The sequence below is a fragment of the Streptomyces sp. NPDC088910 genome, assembly GCF_044749865.1.
Lineage (GTDB): Bacteria > Actinomycetota > Actinomycetes > Streptomycetales > Streptomycetaceae > Actinacidiphila.
Genome location: NZ_JBIVIV010000004.1, coordinates 447,532 through 465,410, shown reverse-complemented (window position 1 = coordinate 465,410; position 17,879 = coordinate 447,532). Strand labels below are relative to the sequence as shown.

The following is a 17,879-nucleotide window of genomic DNA, read 5'->3' as shown; positions in this document are numbered from 1 at the left end:
GCCGGACCGTGTCCGCGACGGACCTCCGCGACGCTCTCGTCAGCAGCCGAGCGGCGCGGAACCGACGGCCACGTCGTCGAACCACAAGGTGTCGTCGCCCGTGGCGTAGCTCTCCCAGCCGAGTCGCAGGGCGGTCGGCCTGGGCGGCGTGGTGCGCGAGAGCCACTGCTGGTCGATGTCCTGGGTCGGCACGCCGTCGGCGTGCAATCCGGGTATCTGCGTGTCATTGAGCCAGGTGTCGAGCTTCGGCGCCGTGGTGTCGACCGCGAAGCGCAGACACTGCCAGGTGAGGGTCGGCAGCGGACTGCTCAGCGAGACCCCGGCCGGACTCTGCGCCGGGAGGGTGGCGTCGTCACTCTCCCGGTTCCACTGCAGGGCGCCGTTCTGGCCGCCGATCCGCAGCGCCCGGCCGCCCTGGGAGGAGTCCGGCATGGAGACGAAGGCGACGTGCGAGGTCGGGAGCGCCGTGGTGTGCCGCACCCACATGCGGATGTAGACCACCGGGCCGACCGACGACAGATCAGCGGTGGAGGCGACGAAGGCGTGGTTGCAGTAGCCCGCCTTTCCGTCCACCCGCAGGGACTTCGAGCCGCTGTGCGCGACTGCCGTGTCGATGGCGGCCGTCCCCGTGCCTTGGCAGTCGGGCGCGGTGAAACGCCAGTCCCCGGCGGGACCGGCACCGCTCTGGTCCTCAAAGCCCGTGCATATCGTCGCGGAGTCGCATCCCGCGGGGGGCGAAGTGGGCGGCGGCGTGGTCGGGGGCGTCGTCGGCGGGGTGGTGGGCGGGGTGGTCGGGGGCGTGGTCGGCGGGGTAGTCGGGGGCGTGGTCGGGGGCGTGGTCGGCGGGGTGGTGCTGACGGCTCCACAGGGCAGGTCGTTGAGGGCGAAGTCAGCGGGTTGCGAGCCCGCGGACCCAGCCGTTCCCTGCACGCCGAAGTCGACCGTGCCTCCTGCTGCCACGACGCCGTTGTAGGACGCGTTGACGGCGGTGACGGAGTGTCCGTTCTGGGTGACGGTCGCGTTCCAGGCCGAAGTGATCCTCTGATCACCGGCATACGTCCACGTCAGCCGCCAACCGCTCAGCGCCGCGCCGAGGTTGGTGACGTGCACCTGCGCGGTGTAGCCACCGGGCCATTCATTGAGCGTGTACTCGGCCCGGCATCCGGACGCCGACGCGCCGAATCCGCTGGTCGGCACCGAGATCAGGAGCGAGACGGCCAGCGCTATGGCGGCGGCGACCGCCGTCCACAACCTGGGTGGTAACCGGAGAGTGCGAGCGGGCATAGGTGCCTCTTTCGGGGTGCTTGCGTGGGGGGAGCACAACATATGGGAGCGCTCCCATCCATCACAGCGCCCTGGCTGCACACTGTCAACGGATGCGGCCCGACCCAAGCACGGCGCGACTCGGGCCGGTCTCGTCCGCAGGTGTTTACGAATTCTTGATCCACTGTTAGCTTCACAAATGGGAGCGCTCCCACTCGCAGACCCGTTCCCTCCCCCCACGCTGTCCCGGTGGCCCGGCCGCGGTGCGCCGCGGCCCCGGGAAAGCTCCCGGAAAGGTCATGATCTTGAAGCGAAAAAGAAGCTGGCAACTGTCGTTATTCGGTGTCTTCGCCCTTCTGCTCTCGGCTTTCGGCGCGGTCCTGCTCAGCCAGGGCTCCGCGCAGGCGCACGGCGTGGCGATGATGCCGGGCTCGCGCACCTACCTGTGCTACGAGGACGCCCTGACCCCCACCGGCGCCCTCACGCCGACCAACCCGGCCTGCGCCGCGGCGGTCGCCCAGAGCGGAACGACGTCGCTGTACAACTGGTTCGCGGTGCTCGACTCCAACGCGGGCGGTCGCGGCGAGGGTTACGTCCCGGACGGAACGCTGTGCAGCGCCGGCAACAAGTCGCCGTACGACTTCTCGGCCTACAACGCGGCCCGCGCCGACTGGCCGAGAACGCACCTCACGTCGGGCTCCACCATCCAGTTGCAGTACAGCAACTGGGCCGCGCACCCGGGCACCTTCCGTGTCTATGTGACCAAGCAGGGCTGGTCCCCGACCACTCCGCTGGCCTGGGCCGACCTGGAGTCGATCGGAAGCACCACCAACCCGCCCGCGGTGGGGTCGCCGGGAACCGACGGCGGCCACTACTACTGGGACCTGACGCTGCCCTCGAACCGTACGGGTGACGCGATGGTCTTCATCCAGTGGGTCCGCTCGGACAGCAATGAGAACTTCTTCTCCTGCTCCGACATCGCGTTCGACGGCGGTCACGGCGAGGTCAGTGGCATCCACAACGGCGGTTCGACCACGAGCGGCACGACCACTGGCACGACGACCGGCACCACAAGCGGCACGACTACTGGCACCACGAGCGGCACGACGACCGGCACGACCACTGGCACTACGACCGGCACGACCACTGGCACCACAAGCGGCACCACGACCGGCGGCAGCACAGGCGGGACCGACCCCGGCTCCTGCATGGCGATGTACGCGGTCTCCAACTCCTGGAGCGGTGGGTTCCAGGGGCAGGTCACCGTGATGAACCACGGCGCCTCGCCGTCGAGTCACTGGAAGGTGAACTGGACGCTCGGCACCGGCACGCAGATCACCAGTCTGTGGAACGGAGTCCAGTCAGTCAGCGGAGGCAGCATCAGCGTCACCAACGCCGCCTACAACGGCACGATCCCACCGGACGGCGCTTCCACGACGTTCGGATTCACGGCCAACTCGACCGGCAACAACACGCCCATCGGCTCGATCACTTGCACGTTCTCCTAGCGCGCTGAAGCGCCCGACAGCGCCCCGTACGGCCTCCTGCCGTGCGGGGCGACGGGCGCGGGGCGGCCGTCCCCGGACGCCGACCGGTTCACGCATTTCATATTCGCGTGCGAACGCGTCGTGCGCCTACGGACGAGCGTCCCTCTCTTCGGCGTCCCCGTTCGTGTCTTCCTCCAAGGCCACGGTCAGCTCGGTGTCGGTATCGCGCCAGAAGGTCTCCGCGTCGCGCAGGATGTCCTTCACGATCCGCCACTCGCGCGGCTTGGCCGCCGCGTACTCCTGCCAGCCCTCGATCCGCAGCCGCCGCCCGTCGGAGCCGACCGGCCACCACGACAGGTCGGTGAGGCAGTCCGCGAGCGCGTCCCAGTTGCGGCCGAACCAGTCCGGCAGGTGCAGCCGCTCGGTGCAGCGGTCCATGAACGACTGGCGGTCGACGACCCCGGTCAGATCCAGTACGAGGGTGTCGCCCGGCGGTGTGGTGGCCGTCATCGCAGCACCGCCTCGAAGCTCTGGTAGTGGTCGGAGGTGTAGAAGATCTCGCCGTTGCGGCCGGTCACGATCCGCCGCGCGCCGCGGTCCGGGGCGTCCGGGGTCGGCACCGTGTACTCGTGGTAGTAGCCGCGCGTCCGGGCGGGCAGTTCCTTCTCGTAGTTGCCGAAGACGATGCCGTCCCTGCTGTACGGGTACGGTCCGCCGCGGTCGATCAGCGCCAGCGTGGTGCGGGCCTCGGGGGGCAGGTCGGCGGGGTGCACGACGTGGTGGCCGTCGGCCCAGGCGGGGGTGGACGAGGCGTGGGCGGCCCGCCCGGAGCTGTGGGCGGCCGGGACGACGGTGGGGGTCGCGCAGCCGCCGAGGAGGACCCCGAACAGAGCGAGCAGGCAGGTGGCGAGCACGGGGGCGACCGCGCGTGGAACGGACCGCAGCAGCATGCCGCCGATGCTGCCACACTTGATCACTTCCAGCGCGGAACGGCACTCCGCACGGGTCAAGCCGGGGGCCTCGCGGCTGACCGTGGGTCGGTGCCGGTTGGCCGTGCCGGTTGCCGTCGGGTCGGGGTCGGTTGCCCGCGCCGGCTGTCCGTGGGTCGGTGCCGGGCCGGCCCGCGCCGGCTGACCGTGGGTCGGTGCCGGGCCGGGGCACCTCCTCGGAATGCGTCACACCTGGTCACACGGAATTCGGCACCCGGCTGTCAACGCACTCCTGCGGGGGCACCCCGGCCCGTCCCCTCCGGTCGTTCGGCGGGCTGGTGGCCGTCCCGTGCGGTCGAAGTCTGAGGGGTCAGGGGCCGTCGGGGTCGGCGCGGTCGAGGGCGGGGCGGGGGGCGGGGGCGGTGGAGTGCAGGAGGTGGTCGGCGGCGGCGGTGTCGGTGACCAGGCTGGTGACGAGGCCGGAGCGGAGCACCGCGTCGATGGCGGCGGCTTTGCGGCGACCGCCCGCGATGGCGAGCACTTCGGGGATCCGGCGGAGCCGGTCGGCGTCGATGGTGATGCAGCGCTCGCCGAGGTCGCGGCCGACCCTGCGGCCCTGGGCGTCGAAGAGGTGGGAGGACATCTCGGCGGCGACGCCGAGGCCCGCGTAGTGCTCGCGCTCCTCGTCGGTGAGGGCGTCGTGGACGGTGGAGACGCCCGCTTCCCAGGAGCCGACGGAGACCACGGCGACGGTGACCTTGTCGAAGTAGCCCATGGCGGCGGCGATGCCGCTCTGGGCGCGCAGGGCGCTGGCGGTGGCGGGGTCGGCGAGCACCATCGGCGCGTACAGCGGATGCGCCTCGCCGCCGGAGACGGCGGCGGCGGTGCGTACCGCCTCGACGGAGCCGCGCTCGGTGGTGCCGACGTCGTAGACGCCGGTGAGCTGGACGACGGTGCAGGGCGCGAGCCGGTCCAGCGCGTTGGCCATGGTGATGATGGAGCGGCCCCAGGCCAGGCCCAGTACGTCGCCGTCGTCCACCAGCTCGCCGAGCAGGTCGGCGGCGACGGCGCCCAGATTCTCCGGGTCGGGCGCGTCCGCCTGGTCGGGCGGGGTCTCGACGACGACGGCGTGCCGCAGGCCGTAGTGGGCGCGCAGGGCGTCGGAGCGCTCGGCGTCCAGCTCGGCGGGGACGCGGATCTCGATTCTCACCAGGTCGCGTTCGAGGGCGGTCTCCAGGACCCTGGCCACCTTGAAGCGGCTGACCCCGAACTCCTCGGCGATCTGGATTTTGGACTTGCCCTCCAGGTAGAAGCGACGTGCCATCGCCGCCGCCTGGACCATCTCGCCGGGGCCCATGCGCACCTGTGTGCGGCCTGTGCTCACGTCGGTTCTCCCCAGTCGCCTATCTGATCCGCGTTGCCCCATGTGATCCGCTCCGCGCTCATCCTCGCAGATCGTGCCGTGTTACGGGCGCGTAGCGATGACGCTTCCGCCCGTGGTAACCCCCGGTAGGCGCCCCCGTCACCGGGGCACTTCCGCGGCCTTCGCGGCGGCCTGCTCGCGCAGCGCGCGGACCGCGGCGGCGGGGTCGTCCGTGCCGTACACCGCGGAGCCCGCGACGAAGACGTCGGCGCCCGCCTCGGCGCACCGCTCGATGGTCTCGGCCGAGACGCCGCCGTCGACCTGGAGCCACATGTCGAGGCCGTAGCGGTCGATCAGCGCCCTGGTACGACGGATCTTCGGCAGCATGATGTCGAGGAACGCCTGGCCGCCGAAGCCCGGCTCGACCGTCATGATCAGCAGCATGTCGAGTTCCGGCAGCAGGTCCTCGTAGGGCTCGACCGGGGTGGCGGGCTTGAGCGCCATCGACGCCCGCGCGCCCTTCGCCCGGATCTCCCTGGCGAGCCGGACCGGCGCCGCCGCCGCCTCCACGTGGAAGGTCACCGAGCCCGCGCCGGCCTCCACGTACGCGGGCGCCCAGCGGTCCGGGTCCTCGATCATCAGGTGGCAGTCGAGCGGCGTCTCCGTCGCCCTGCTCAGGGACTCCACGACCGGCACCCCCAGCGTGAGGTTCGGCACGAAGTGGCTGTCCATCACGTCGACATGGAGCCAGTCGGCGCCCTCGACCGCCTTCGCCTCCTCGGCGAGCCGCGCGAAGTCGGCGGAAAGAATGCTGGGGTTGATCTGCACGCTCATGGGTCCAGCAAACCAGATCCGGAGGACGTGTGTTCCCACCCACCGGTCCCGCCAACCCTCGGACACGGCACGAACGCCAGTGCCATGCTGGTGCCGATCACTCTCCGGCACGGTCCGGCGCTCCCAGGGCGTCGCGTCGGACGGCGGGGGGACGACACCACGAGCGGGCCCGGGGGGCACTCATGGCGGGCGGAGCGGGACGGATAGCGCACGTCGTCTGCGGGCGGCGGAGCAAGTGGGTCGTGCTCGGCCTGTGGATCGTCGTGCTGGTGGTGGTCTCGCCGCTGGCCCAGAAACTCACCGACGCGCAGAAGAACGACTCGGCGAGCTGGCTGCCGAGCAAGGCGGAGTCCACCCGAGTGCTGGAGCTCCAGAAGCAGTTCGTGCCGGAGAGCGCGCCCGCGGTCGTCGTGTACTCCCGGCCCGGCGGCCTGACCGACGCGGATGTGGCGAAGGTCGGCGCGGACGCCGCCTCGGTCAAGTCGCTGACCGCGCACGGCATCGTCGGCAGCCGTACGGTCGGACCGCAGCTCGACCGGCGGACCGCGCCGCGCGCCGCGCTGCTCATCGTGCCGATCACCATCGACCCGAGCGGCTGGAGCACCATCGCCGACGCGGTCGAGCAGCTCAGGTCCACCGTCGGGCAGGGCGACGACGGGCTCAGGACGCACATCACGGGCCCCGGCGGCTTCTCCGCGGACTCCGCCGACGCCTTCGCCGGGATCGAGGGCACCCTGCTGTACGCGGCCCTCGCCGTCGTCGTCGTGATCCTGCTGATCACCTACCGCAGCCTGAGCCTGCTCTTCGTGCCGGTGCTGTCCGTGATCGGCGCGCTGTTCACGTCGGAGGCGGTGATCTACCTCCTCGCCGAGCATGCCGGTCTGGTGGTCAACGCCCAGAGCGCGGGCATCCTCACCGTCCTGGTGTTCGGCGCGGGGACGGACTACGCGCTGCTGCTCGTCGCCCGCTACCGCGAAGAGTTGCGCGATCACGAGGACCGGCACGAGGCGATGGCGCTCGCCCTGCACCGGGCGGGCCCCGCGATCATCGCGAGCGCGGCCACGGTGGCGCTGAGCATGCTGTGCCTGCTGGCCGCCGACATGAACTCGACCTCCGGGCTCGGCCCCGTCGCCGCGATCGGTGTCGTGGTGGCCCTGCTGGCGATGCTCACGCTCTTCCCCGCCCTGCTGGTGATCTTCGGCCGCTGGGTGTTCTGGCCCGCGATCCCGCACGTGGGCAGCGCGGAGCCGACCGAGGCCGGTGTGTGGTCGCGGATCGGCACGGCGGTCGGCCACCGGCCGCGGTCGGTGTGGATCACGACGGTGGTCGTGCTCGGCGCGCTCGGCCTCGGGCTGTTCTCGCTGAAGGCGACCGGCCTGTCCAGCGCGGACAGCTTCACCGACACCCCGGACTCCGTGGTCGGCCAGAAGGTGCAGTCCCGCTACTTCCCGGCCGGTGGCGGCCAGCCGCTGGTGGTGATCGCGCGGGCGGGCGCCGCCGACGAGGTGCGTACGGCGCTGGCCTCGGTGCAGGGCGTCGTGCCCGGCTCGGTCGGCACCCCGCCGGGCGTGGCCGCGCGGAGGGACGGCCGGGTCTACCTGGAGGCCACTCTCGCCGACCGCGCGGACAGCGGGGCCGCCCAGCGGACCGTACGGCTGGCCCGCGACACCCTGCACCGCGTCCCCGGCGCGGACGCCCTGGTCGGCGGCGGGACGGCGGTGCAGAAGGACACGAATCAGGCGGCGGGCCGCGACAACAAGCTGCTGATCCCGCTGATCCTGCTGGTCGTCCTGCTGATCCTGGCGCTGCTGCTGCGGGCCCTGGTGGCGCCGCTGGTGCTGATGGCCACGGTGGTGCTGTCCTTCGGCGCCGCCCTCGGCGTCAGCTCGCTGGTCTTCCGGCACGTGTTCGGATACGCGGGCGAGGACACGGCGTTCCCGCTGTTCGTCTTCGTGTTCCTGGTGTCGCTGGGCATCGACTACAACATCTTCCTCATGACCCGCATCCGGGAGGAGACCGTCCGGCGCGGCACCCGCGACGGAGTCCGTACCGGTCTCGCCGCCACCGGCGGGGTGATCACCTCGGCCGGGCTCGTCCTCGCGGGCACCTTCGCGGTGCTCGGCACGCTCCCGGTGGTCGGCTTCGCCGAGATCGGCTTCGCGGTCGCCTTCGGCGTCCTGCTCGACACCTTCGTCGTCCGCTCGGTGCTGGTCTCCGCGATCACCCTCGACCTGGGCCACCGGGTGTGGTGGCCGAGCAGGCTCGACTCGCCCCGTGCCGCCCCGGCGCAGGCGCGCGAGGAGGACCGGGAGCAGCCAGCGGACAGGCCCTAGCCGCGCACACGGGCGCGTCAGCGCTCGCGGCGGGTGTTGAGCCGGGCCGCCTGCCGGGTCAGGTGGTCGCGCTCGGCGAGGTTCGGCGCCTTCGGGGCCGCCTGCGCGTAGAGCCGGGCCGCCGTCGCCAAGTCGCCGTCGCGCTCGTGGAGATACGCGGCCACCGCCGTGTACCGGGGCAGCGTGTCGTCGAGGGCGGCGAGCGCCGCGAGACCGGCGCGGGGGCCGTCCGCCTCGCCGATTGCCACCGCCCGGTTGAGGCGGACGACCGGGCTGTCGGTCAGGGCCGCCAGTTCGTCGTACCACTCGACGATCTGCGCCCAGTCGGTCTCCTCGGCCGTCGGCGCGTCCGCGTGGAGCGCCGCGATGGCGGCCTGGGCCTGGAACTCGCCCAGCCGGCCGCGGGCCAGCGCCGTCTGAAGGATCTCGACGCCCTCGGCGATCGCCCCGGTGTCCCACCGGCCGCGGTCCTGCTCGGCGAGCGGTACGAGGCTGCCGTCGGGCGCGGTCCTGGCGGCCCGGCGGGCGTGGTGCAGCAGCATGAGGGCGAGCAGCCCCGCCACCTCGGGGTGGTCGATCACGGCCGCGAGCTGCCGGGTGAGCCGGACGGCCTCGGCGGACAGGTCGACATCGCCGGAGTAGCCCTCGTTGAAGACCAGGTACAGGACCCGCAGCACCGTGGCGACGTCGCCCGGCCGGTCGAACCGCACGCCGGAGACGGTGCGTTTGGCCCGGCTGACGCGCTGTGCCATCGTCGCCTCGGGCACCAGATACGCCTGGGCGATCTGCCGGGTGGTCAGGCCGCCGACGGCCCGCAGGGTGAGCGCGACCGCCGACGACGCGGTCAGCGACGGGTGCGCGCACAGGAAGTAGAGCTGGAGGGTGTCGTCCGCGCCGGAGGCGGGCCCGCTCGCCGGTTCCTCGTCCACCCGGTCCTCACGCCTGCGCCGGGCCGTGTCCGCCCGCGTCGCGTCGAGGAACCGCCGCCAGGCCACCGTCACCAGCCAGCCCTTCGGGTCACGCGGCGGATCGTCGGGCCAGACGCGTACCGCTTCGACCAGTGCGTCCTGCACCGCGTCCTCGGCCGCCGCGAAGTCGGCTCCGCGCCGGACGAGGATCGCGAGCACTGCCGGGGTGAGGCTCCTGACCAGAGCCTCGTCCATCAGTGGGGGCACCCCGTGACGGTGGGGTGGGCGCCGAGGAACGGACGCAGCTCCAGCCATTCGTGGATCGGCTTCCCCCCGGCGCCGGGCGCGGCCGACAGCTCCCCTGCCAGTTCGAGGGCCCGCTCGTAGCTGTCGACGTCGATCACCATCCACCCGGCGATGACGTCCTTGGTCTCGGCGAACGGCCCGTCGGTGACCGGCGGACGGCCCTCCCCGTCGTACCGCACGAAGGTCCCCTCGGGGGCGAGCGCCTGGCTGTCGACGTACTCGCCGGTCTCCTCGAGGCGGGTCGCGAAGTCGTTCATGTACGTCACGTGCGCCGAGATCTCCTCGGGCGTCCATTGCGCCATGGGTACGTCGTTCACCGGCGCCGGGGCGCCCCGGTAGTGCTTGAGCAGCAGATACTTCGCCATGGTGCTTCTCCTCGGTGCGGATGCGGCCCATTGTGGTCGCGCTTCACCTCGGGGACGGAGCCGTGCGCGGGTTCTCGACATCGCCGCCGGAAGTTTTTCGCCCGCGCGGCTGAACGCGGGCGACCGGCTCCCGGCGGGCGGTCAGGCCGTACGGCGCAGGAGGGCGAGGTACATCGCGTCCGTGCCGTGCAGGTGCGGCCAGAGCTGGATGTCGGGGCCGTCGCCGAGGGCGGGGACACCGGGCAGCAGCGGGCGTACGTCGATGCGCTCGGCGGCCGGGGCGCGGTCGTCGCGGAGGATGTCGTCCACGACGGCGCGGGTCTCCGCCAGGTGCGGGGAGCAGGTCGCGTAGCCGACGACGCCGCCGACGCGCACGGCGTGCAGGGCCTCGGTGAGCAGGCCGCGTTGGAGGGGGCCGAAGGTGGGTACGTCCTCGGCGCGCCGTCGCCAGCGGGCCTCGGGCCGGCGGCGGAGCGCGCCGAGGCCGGTGCAGGGCACGTCGACCAGGACGCGGTCGAAGGAGCCCTCGGCCCAGGCGGGGCGGGTGCCGTCGGCGACCACGACCTGGTACGGGCCGGGGTTGCCCGCCAGGGAGCGGGCCACCAGGCGGGCGCGGTGGGGCTGCTTCTCGGCGGCGACGAGTTCCGCGCCGCGCTGGGCCGCGAGGGCCGCGAGGAGCGCGGCCTTGCCGCCGGGGCCCGCGCAGGCGTCGAGCCAGCGGGCGTCCCGGCCGTCGAGCGGGACGGCGGCCAGCGCGGCGGCGACGAGTTGGCTGCCCTCGTCCTGCACGCCGGCCCGGCCCTCGCGGACCGCGTCCACGGCCGCCGGGTCACCGCCCTCGGCCAGCCGTACCGCGTACGGCGACCAGCGGCCGGGCTCCGTCGTGTCCGGCGGCAGCGACTCCATCAGCTCGCGCGCGGTCGACCGGCCGGGGCGCGCGACCAGCGTCACCTCGGGCCGCTCGTTGTCCGCCGCCAGCAGGTCCTCGATCCCGGCCCGGCCGCCGCCGAGCGCGTCCCACAGCGCCGAGACGACCCAGCGCGGATGCGAGTGCACGACGGCCAGGTGGTCCTCGGGGTCCTCGTCGTACGGCGGCGCGACCAGTTCGAGCCACTCGTCCAGGTCGTGCGCGGAGACCTTCCGCAGCACCGCGTTCACGAACTTCGCCCGGCCGTCGCCGAGCACCACCCGGGCCAGCTCGACGCTCGCCGACACCGCCGCGTGCGTCGGGATACGGGTCCCGAGCAGCTGGTGGGTGCCCAGCGCCAGCACGTCGAGCACCGGCGGGTCCACTTCGCGCAAGGGCCGGTCCACGCAGGCCGCGATCACCGCGTCGTACGTGCCCTGCCGCCGCAGCGTCCCGTACACCAGCTCCGTCGCCAGCGCCGCGTCCCGCCGGTCGAACTCCCGGCCCTTCTTCACCGCCTCCGCCTCCGCCGCCTTCAGCAGGCCGGGCAGCACCAGATTCGCGTACGCGTCCCGCTCCCCCACCGCCCGCAGCGCCTCGAACGCCAGGATTCTGACGGGGTCACGCTGGGGTCGGCGGTACGGCTTGCCCTGCGGGCGGCGGCGCGGCTGCTCGTTCACGTGTGAAAGTGCTCCGATTTTTACGAAGGTCGGTCGCCGTCCACCCTAAGCGCCTGCGGCGCGGGGCGTACTTCTGCCCTGCGGACAGGCCCTAGTGCGCGTCCGCCCTAGGCCCCGAGGCGGGAGCCGGACGGGATGCGGGCGCCCCGGGCCCAGTCGGCGGCGGCCATCCGCTTCTTGCCCTGCGGCTGCACCTCCCCGAGGAGAACGGCGTGGCTCCCCGTCCCGACGTACACGGCGTTCTTGGCGACGCCCAGCTCGCCGGGGGCGAGGTCGACGCGGTCGGGCTGGGGACGGACGGGCCCGAGCTTGAGGCGTTCACCGGAGGTCAGGGTCCAGGCGCCGGGCGCGGGGGTGCACCCCCGGATGAGGCGGTCGACGCGGAGCGCGGGCGCCGTCCAGTCGACGGCGGCGTCCTCGACGGTGATCTTGGGCGCGAGGGTGACCCCGTCGGCGGGCTGGGGCCGGGCGACGAGGCGGCCGTCCTCGATGCCGTCCATGGTGGCGACGAGCAGCCCGGCGCCGCTGCGGCCGAGCCGGGTGAGCAGGTCGCCGCTGGTGTCGGTCGGGCCGATCTCCTCGGTGAGGACGCCGTAGACGGGCCCGGAGTCGAGCCCCTGCTCGATGAGGAAGGTGGACGCGCCGGTGACCTCGTCACCTGCCATGACCGCGTGCTGCACGGGCGCGGCGCCGCGCCAGGCGGGCAGCAGCGAGAAGTGCAGATTGATCCAGCCGTGCGCGGGGATGTCGAGCGCGGCCTTGGGCAGCAGCGCGCCGTAGGCGACGACCGGGCAGGCGTCGGGGGCGATCTCCCGCAGCCGGGCGAGGAAGTCCTCGTCGCGGGGGCGCGCGGGCTTGAGGATTTCGACGCCGGCCTCGGCGGCCCGCTCGGCGACGGGGCTGGCCAGCAGCTTGCGGCCGCGCCCGGCCGTCGCGTCGGGCCGGGTCACGACGGCGACGACCTCGTGCCGGTCGGAGGCCAGCAGTGCGTCCAGTGCGGGTACGGCGACCTCGGGGGTGCCGGCGAAGACGAGCCTCATCGTGCGGGGTGTGCCTCTCGATGGTGGTTCACGGGCGGGCTTTTCGGCCTGACGGCGCGACGGCGCGACGGCGCGCCGCCGTCAGGGGGGCGTCACTGCCCGCGGCCGAAGGTGTCGTGCGGCGAGATCTTCACCTGCGGCACGCCGTTCTCGCCCGGCACCCGCCAGATGCCGTCCGGGCCCTCGGTCGCCTCGCGGATCGCCTTGAGCGCGGCCTTGCGCTGCTCGGTGTCGAGCCGGTCGATGAAGATGACCCCGTCCAGGTGGTCCGTCTCGTGCTGGATGCAGCGGGCGAGCCGCTGCGTGCCCTCGATCGTGACCGGGTCGCCGTACATGTTGCGGCCCTTGGCGACGACGCCGTACGCGCGCTTGCAGTCGTACGTCAGGCCAGGCAGCGACAGGCAGCCCTCGGGGCCGTCCTGCTCGTCCTCGCTGAGCGTCAGCTCCGGGTTGATCAGGTGGCCCAGCTCGCCCTCGACGAAGTAGGTGAACACCCGCAGGGAGACGCCCAGTTGCGGCGCGGCCAGGCCCGCGCCCGGCGCGTCCCGCATGGTGTCGGTCAAGTCCTGTACGAGCGTGCGCAGTTCCTTGTCGAAGGTCGTGACCGGCTGCGCCGTCATGCGCAGCACCGGGTCACCGAAGAGGCGGATGGGCTTGACGGACACGGCGGCGGTCTCCTGGAACGGGCGTACGGCGGCGGCTCCGGACGCCGGGTGCCGGCCGTCCTGACCGCCCCGGGGACGGGGCAGGGGTCAATTCTAGAGGCGCGTTCGGCCCGCCGTGGCGGGGGTGCGCGCCCGGCCGCGCGCCCCCCGAGGGGTGGGCTGCGCCCCTTGCTGCGTGACTCCATGGGCGGCTGGCGCGTTGGTCAAGAGAGTTTGCCCGAATTCGGGTCAATGCACACGGCCCATTCCTTAAGTAACCGCCGGTTGGAGAGGCTTGTTGATGCCCGACCACGCAACCCCTGACGCCCAGGCACGGGCCAGCCTGCACCTGCTGGTGCGGGACATCGAAAGGGTCCGCCGCCAAGTGGACGCGCTGCGGACCCTGACCGCCCAGTTGGGCAACGTCTACCGGCCGCGCCGCAGCGGCCCCACCGCCGGATTCGTCGTGTACGGCCGCGCGCCCGCCCCGACCGTCCGGCTCGCTCAGGAGCTGCGCGACAGCGTGGAGACCCTGGTCACCGCGGCCGTGGAGTTCGACCGCTCCCTGGGGTTCTCCTGGGACGCCGTCGGCTCCGCGCTCGGCGTGACCAAACAGGCGGTGCACCGCCGGTACGGCGGGCGCCGCAGCGCGCCTCCCGGACCCGACGAGCAGGCCGCCTCCGGGCACGGGGTGGTGACCGGCAGCCCCGCGCCCCTCGCGTCCGTCCCCGCCGCCCGTTCCATGCCGGGGGCGCTTCCGCCGGGCCCGCTTCCGCTGGGGGCGCTGGAAGCGCGTGAGCCACGCGACGACCGTGAGGACGCCGTCACGTCCTTCCCCGGGCCGCGCAACGGCTGACGCCGTCCCCTCCCCCCTCCCTCCTCCGCGCCGTAGTCCCGCCGCCGCCCGCCACGCCGACAGGTCGGGCACCGCGCGCCTGCGGCGCGCTTCCGGGAGGGGGTTGCCCCCTTTTCCCCCACGACGGCCCGTCGCGGCTCGCCGTGCCTTCCCCCACCCTCCCCCCAGGGCCCTGGGACACGCGGTCCGCTTCCCACGACGGTCCGTCGTGGCTCGTCGCGCAGTTCCCCGCGCCCCTGGCGGGGCTCTCGGCCGCGTGGGGTGAGCGCACGTGGTCGTGCACGTGGCGGTGGCGCCGGTCTTTTGAGGGGCGCGGGGAACTGCGCGACAAGCCACGACGAGCCGTCGTGCGCAAACGACAGGCACAGCCCCCTCCAGGAGCGCGGGAAAGCCGTCGCGGGACAGAGGCCGTTCGGGGCGGTCAACCGGGTCACCGGGAACGTGGGGAACCCCCGGCGGAGCCGGTCAGCCGATGTTGGGGGGGTCCATGCGGACGTGGACCGGGTCGGAGGCGCCGCGGGTGGCGCGAGCGATCTGGGCCTCTTTGAGGGCGGCGGCGAGGGCGGAGCCGGTGCCGGGGGGCACGCGGAGCAGAAGCCGTTCCCACTGCTCGCCGGGCGGCGGCTCCCCGTGGCGGCGGGTGCGGCCGGGGCCGGGCGTGGGGACGGGCAGGGGCACGGGCCCGAGCTGGTCGGTACCCGGCGGGAGCCGCAAGGTGTCGAGGAGGTCGACCACGGCGGCCGGGGGCCCGACGACCGAGGCCATCCGGGAGACCGGCGGAAAGCGCAGCTCGGCGCGTTCGGCCAGCTCGCGCAGGGCGTGCCCGGCGGGGTCCCAGCGGACGAGGGCCTGGACGGGCCGCAGGGTCGGCTCGCCGAGGATGACGACGGTGCCGCCCTCGCCCGCGGGCCGTACGAGGGCGGCGGCGTGCGCCCAGCGCCGGAGCGCCTCCTCACCGGCGCGCAGGTCGGGCCGGTTCAGCAGCGCCCAGCCGTCGAGCAGCAGGGCCGCCGCGTAGCCGGTGTCGGCGACGGGTTCGGCGCCGGGGGTGGCGATGACCAGCGCGGGGGCCGCGCCGACCGAGGCGAGGACGGTGTCGCGCCCCGAGGTGCGTACCGGCACTTTGGGGAAGGCGCGCCCCAGTTCCTCGGCCGTGCGCCGCGCGCCCACGATCTGGGCGCGCAGCCGGAAGCCGCCGCATTCGGGACAGTGCCAGTCGGCGGCGGGCCGCCCGCACCAGCCGCAGTGCGGGGTGCCGCCCTGCTCGCGGACTTCGAGCGGCCCGGCGCAGGCGGTGCACCGGGCGGGTTCGCGGCAGTTGTCGCAGGCGAGCCGGGGTACGTAGCCGCGGCGCGGCACCTGGACGAGGACCGGGCCGCGCGCCAGCGCCTCCCGCGTGACCTGCCAGGCGATCGACGGCAGCCGGGCGGCGCGCGCGGCCTCGTCCCTGGCCTGGTCGCCGTCGCCGACCGTGCGGATCAGCGGCGCCGCCGCCCGTACCTCGTCCCGGCCGGCCGCCAGCGGCAGCGCCCAGCCGCTGTCCACGAGCTGGGCCGCCTCGACGGTGCTGGTGAGGCCGCCGAGCAGGAACGCGGTCCGTTCCTCGGCGGCGCGCAGCAGCAGGACGTCACGGGCGTGCGGCTGCGGGGCGTGCGGCTCGGCGTGGCTGGAGTCGCCGTCGTCCCAGAGCGCGACGAGGCCGAGGTCGGTGACGGGCGCGAACATCGCGGCGCGGGTGCCGACGACGGCCCGTACCGCGCCGCGGCTGACGGCCAGCCAGCGCCGGTACCGCTCCTCGGGGCCCGCGTCGGCGGTGAGCAGGACGTGGCGGCCCTGGCCGAGCAGTTCGGTCAGCGCCGCGTCGACCCGGGCGGCGGAGCGGCCGTCGGGCAGTACGGCCAGGGCGCCGCGGCCAGAGGCGAGGGTGGTGGCGACGGCCACCGCCAGTTCGCGCGGCCAGTGCGGTCCGGGCAGCGCGAGCCAGACCGCGCGGGGCGTGTCGCCGCGGGCCAGCGCCTGGAGGTACGCGGGGCCCGTCGCGTACCGCTGCCAGCTCCCCGGCTCCGGCGCCGCCGGGTCCGGCAGCGGACCCGGTGACGGATCGCGCTCGGCGCGGGCCATCCTGGGCGGTACGGCGAGCTGGACGACGTCGGCGAGCGCTCCGGCGTACCGGTCAGCGACCTGGCGGCACAGCTTCAGCAGCGGCGGGGTCAGCACCTGCTCGGTCGACAGCACTTGCGCGAGCGGGGCGAGGGGGCCGCGGAAGTCGCTCTCGGCCCGCCGTTCGACGATGAAGCCGTCGTGCAGCGAGCCGCCTTCTCTCCTGCCCTTCACCACGCGCGCCCCGAAGCGGACCCTGACCCGTACGCCGGGTCTGGCCTCCTCGTCCATGGCCGCCGGCACCGCGTAGTCGAAGAACTGGTCCAGGTGGAGCAGCCCCTTGTCGACCAGCACCCGTGCCACCGGCAGCCCTTCGGCGAGGGCCGCCCCGCGCCATGTCCGCGGCTTGGCCTTGGGCTCCTTCGCCTTCTTGACGGTCTCCCGAATGAGCGCGAGCTGCTCCCCTGCGGGGGGCTCGGCGTCCTGACCGTTCTCGCTGCTCACCTTGCGATTCTTACAGACCCCTCGGACACACTCGCGCCGCCGCGAGACGGCGCCCCCATACCGGGGCGGGGGCGCCGTACGGACTTAGAGCCCGGCGGCCGAGCGCAGGGCGTCGACGCGGTCCGTCCGCTCCCAGGTGAAGTCCTCCAGCTCGCGGCCGAAGTGGCCGTAGGCGGCGGTCTGGGCGTAGATCGGGCGGAGCAGGTCGAGGTCGCGGATGATCGCGGCGGGCCGCAGGTCGAAGACCTGGCTGATGGCCTGCTCGATCTTCTCGACGTCGACGCTCGCGGTGCCGAAGGTCTCGACGAAGAGACCGACGGGCTCGGCCTTGCCGATGGCGTAGGCGACCTGGACCTCGCAGCGCGCGGCGAGCCCGGCGGCGACGACGTTCTTGGCGACCCAGCGCATGGCGTAGGCGGCGGAGCGGTCGACCTTGGACGGGTCCTTGCCCGAGAAGGCGCCGCCGCCGTGGCGGGCCATGCCGCCGTAGGTGTCGATGATGATCTTGCGGCCGGTGAGCCCGGCGTCACCCATGGGGCCGCCGATCTCGAAGCGGCCGGTGGGGTTGACCAGCAGCTTGTAGCCGTCGGTGTCGAGCTTGATGCCGTCGTCGAGCAGGGCCTTCAGCTCGACCTCGACGACGAATTCCCGGATGTCGGGCGCGAGCAGCGACTCCAGGTCGATGTCGGAGGCGTGCTGCGAGGAGACCACGACGGTGTCGAGGCGGACGGCCTTGTCGCCGTCGTACTCGATGGTGACCTGGGTCTTGCCGTCCGGGCGCAGGTACGGGATCTGGCCGTTCTTGCGGACCTCGGTCAGCCGCCTGGACAGGCGGTGGGCGAGCGTGATCGGCAGCGGCATCAGCTCGGGCGTCTCGTCGGACGCGTAGCCGAACATCAGGCCCTGGTCGCCCGCGCCCTGCTTGTTCAGGTCGTCGTCGGTCGCGGCGGAACCCGCGACGCGCTTCTCGTACGCGGTGTCGACACCCTGTGCGATGTCAGGGGACTGCGCGCCGATGGACACCGAGACGCCGCAGGAGGCGCCGTCGAAGCCCTTCTTGGAGGAGTCGTAGCCGATCTCCAGGATCTTGTTGCGCACCAGGGTGGCGATATCGGCGTAGGCGGTGGTCGTGACCTCGCCCGCGATATGCACCTGACCGGTGGTGATCAGCGTCTCGACGGCGACCCGGGAGTGCGGGTCGGCCTTGAGGAGGGCGTCGAGGATGGTGTCGCTGATCTGGTCAGCGATCTTGTCTGGGTGTCCCTCGGTGACGGACTCCGAGGTGAACAGGCGGCGGGACACATCGCTCCCTGGGGTTGCAGCGGCTGCTGGCTGAATCTGGGCGGAGTGCGCAGGGCTG

15 protein-coding genes are annotated in these 17,879 nt (G+C 73.3%); 3 read left to right on the top strand and 12 right to left on the bottom strand.

Annotation, left to right across the window (positions count from 1 at the left end; translation table 11 throughout):
* Nucleotides 1–39: 39 nt before the first annotated feature.
* A complete protein-coding gene (locus ACIP4Z_RS12895; RefSeq protein ID WP_401307175.1) occupies nt 40–1,284 on the bottom strand; it encodes a cellulose-binding domain-containing protein in 1,245 nt (414 codons plus the stop codon).
* A gap of 308 nt (nt 1,285–1,592) precedes the next feature.
* Here ACIP4Z_RS12895 and ACIP4Z_RS12890 point away from each other — a divergent pair, with 308 nt between their 5' ends.
* Complete coding sequence (locus ACIP4Z_RS12890) at nt 1,593–2,771, top strand: lytic polysaccharide monooxygenase (RefSeq protein ID WP_401307306.1); 1,179 nt, start codon at nt 1,593–1,595, stop codon at nt 2,769–2,771.
* Nucleotides 2,772–2,897: 126 nt separating this feature from the next.
* On the opposite strand, the gene ACIP4Z_RS12885 is transcribed toward ACIP4Z_RS12890, so the two are convergent.
* The 4 genes from ACIP4Z_RS12885 to rpe form a co-directional block, all read right to left on the bottom strand.
* On the bottom strand, nt 2,898–3,260 hold the full coding sequence (locus ACIP4Z_RS12885) for a barstar family protein (RefSeq protein ID WP_355348833.1): 363 nt from the start codon (nt 3,258–3,260) through the stop codon (nt 2,898–2,900).
* Nucleotides 3,257–3,700, bottom strand: coding sequence for a ribonuclease domain-containing protein (locus ACIP4Z_RS12880; protein WP_355348830.1), 444 nt, complete (start codon nt 3,698–3,700; stop codon nt 3,257–3,259). The genes ACIP4Z_RS12885 and ACIP4Z_RS12880 overlap by 4 nt, the downstream gene beginning before the upstream one ends.
* A gap of 349 nt (nt 3,701–4,049) precedes the next feature.
* On the bottom strand, nt 4,050–5,063 hold the full coding sequence (locus tag ACIP4Z_RS12875) for a sugar-binding domain-containing protein (protein WP_391160773.1): 1,014 nt from the start codon (nt 5,061–5,063) through the stop codon (nt 4,050–4,052).
* Nucleotides 5,064–5,201: 138 nt separating this feature from the next.
* Nucleotides 5,202–5,876 (bottom strand): ribulose-phosphate 3-epimerase, encoded by a 675-nt coding sequence (rpe, locus tag ACIP4Z_RS12870; RefSeq protein WP_355348824.1) that lies wholly within the window; start codon nt 5,874–5,876, stop codon nt 5,202–5,204.
* A gap of 182 nt (nt 5,877–6,058) precedes the next feature.
* On the opposite strand from rpe, the gene ACIP4Z_RS12865 reads away from it, so the two are divergent.
* The gene (locus tag ACIP4Z_RS12865; RefSeq protein WP_401307170.1) at nt 6,059–8,209 is read left to right on the top strand and encodes an MMPL family transporter; all 2,151 of its coding nucleotides are present in this window, start codon (nt 6,059–6,061) and stop codon (nt 8,207–8,209) included.
* A 17-nt stretch (nt 8,210–8,226) separates the two neighbouring features.
* Here the strand turns inward: ACIP4Z_RS12865 and ACIP4Z_RS12860 are convergent, their stop codons facing one another.
* The 5 genes from ACIP4Z_RS12860 to def form a co-directional block, all read right to left on the bottom strand.
* Entirely contained in the window at nt 8,227–9,372 is a 1,146-nt protein-coding gene (locus ACIP4Z_RS12860; RefSeq protein ID WP_401307167.1) for an RNA polymerase sigma factor, read from the bottom strand.
* A complete protein-coding gene (locus ACIP4Z_RS12855; protein ID WP_355348815.1) occupies nt 9,372–9,788 on the bottom strand; it encodes a YciI family protein in 417 nt (138 codons plus the stop codon). The genes ACIP4Z_RS12860 and ACIP4Z_RS12855 overlap by 1 nt, the downstream gene beginning before the upstream one ends.
* Nucleotides 9,789–9,929: 141 nt before the next feature.
* On the bottom strand, nt 9,930–11,375 hold the full coding sequence (locus ACIP4Z_RS12850; protein ID WP_401307164.1) for an RsmB/NOP family class I SAM-dependent RNA methyltransferase: 1,446 nt from the start codon (nt 11,373–11,375) through the stop codon (nt 9,930–9,932).
* A gap of 107 nt (nt 11,376–11,482) precedes the next feature.
* On the bottom strand, nt 11,483–12,415 hold the full coding sequence (fmt, locus tag ACIP4Z_RS12845) for a methionyl-tRNA formyltransferase (protein WP_391160780.1): 933 nt from the start codon (nt 12,413–12,415) through the stop codon (nt 11,483–11,485).
* Between the two features lie 92 nt (nt 12,416–12,507).
* The gene (def, locus tag ACIP4Z_RS12840) at nt 12,508–13,080 is read right to left on the bottom strand and encodes a peptide deformylase (protein WP_355348806.1); all 573 of its coding nucleotides are present in this window, start codon (nt 13,078–13,080) and stop codon (nt 12,508–12,510) included.
* Between the two features lie 280 nt (nt 13,081–13,360).
* Here def and ACIP4Z_RS12835 point away from each other — a divergent pair, with 280 nt between their 5' ends.
* Nucleotides 13,361–13,915, top strand: coding sequence for a hypothetical protein (locus ACIP4Z_RS12835; RefSeq protein WP_355348803.1), 555 nt, complete (start codon nt 13,361–13,363; stop codon nt 13,913–13,915).
* A gap of 465 nt (nt 13,916–14,380) precedes the next feature.
* Here the strand turns inward: ACIP4Z_RS12835 and ACIP4Z_RS12830 are convergent, their stop codons facing one another.
* Both ACIP4Z_RS12830 and metK read right to left on the bottom strand, forming a co-directional pair.
* Entirely contained in the window at nt 14,381–16,519 is a 2,139-nt protein-coding gene (locus tag ACIP4Z_RS12830) for a primosomal protein N' (RefSeq protein ID WP_401307159.1), read from the bottom strand.
* Between the two features lie 84 nt (nt 16,520–16,603).
* A complete protein-coding gene (gene metK, locus ACIP4Z_RS12825; protein ID WP_401307156.1) occupies nt 16,604–17,821 on the bottom strand; it encodes a methionine adenosyltransferase in 1,218 nt (405 codons plus the stop codon).
* Nucleotides 17,822–17,879 lie beyond the last annotated feature (58 nt).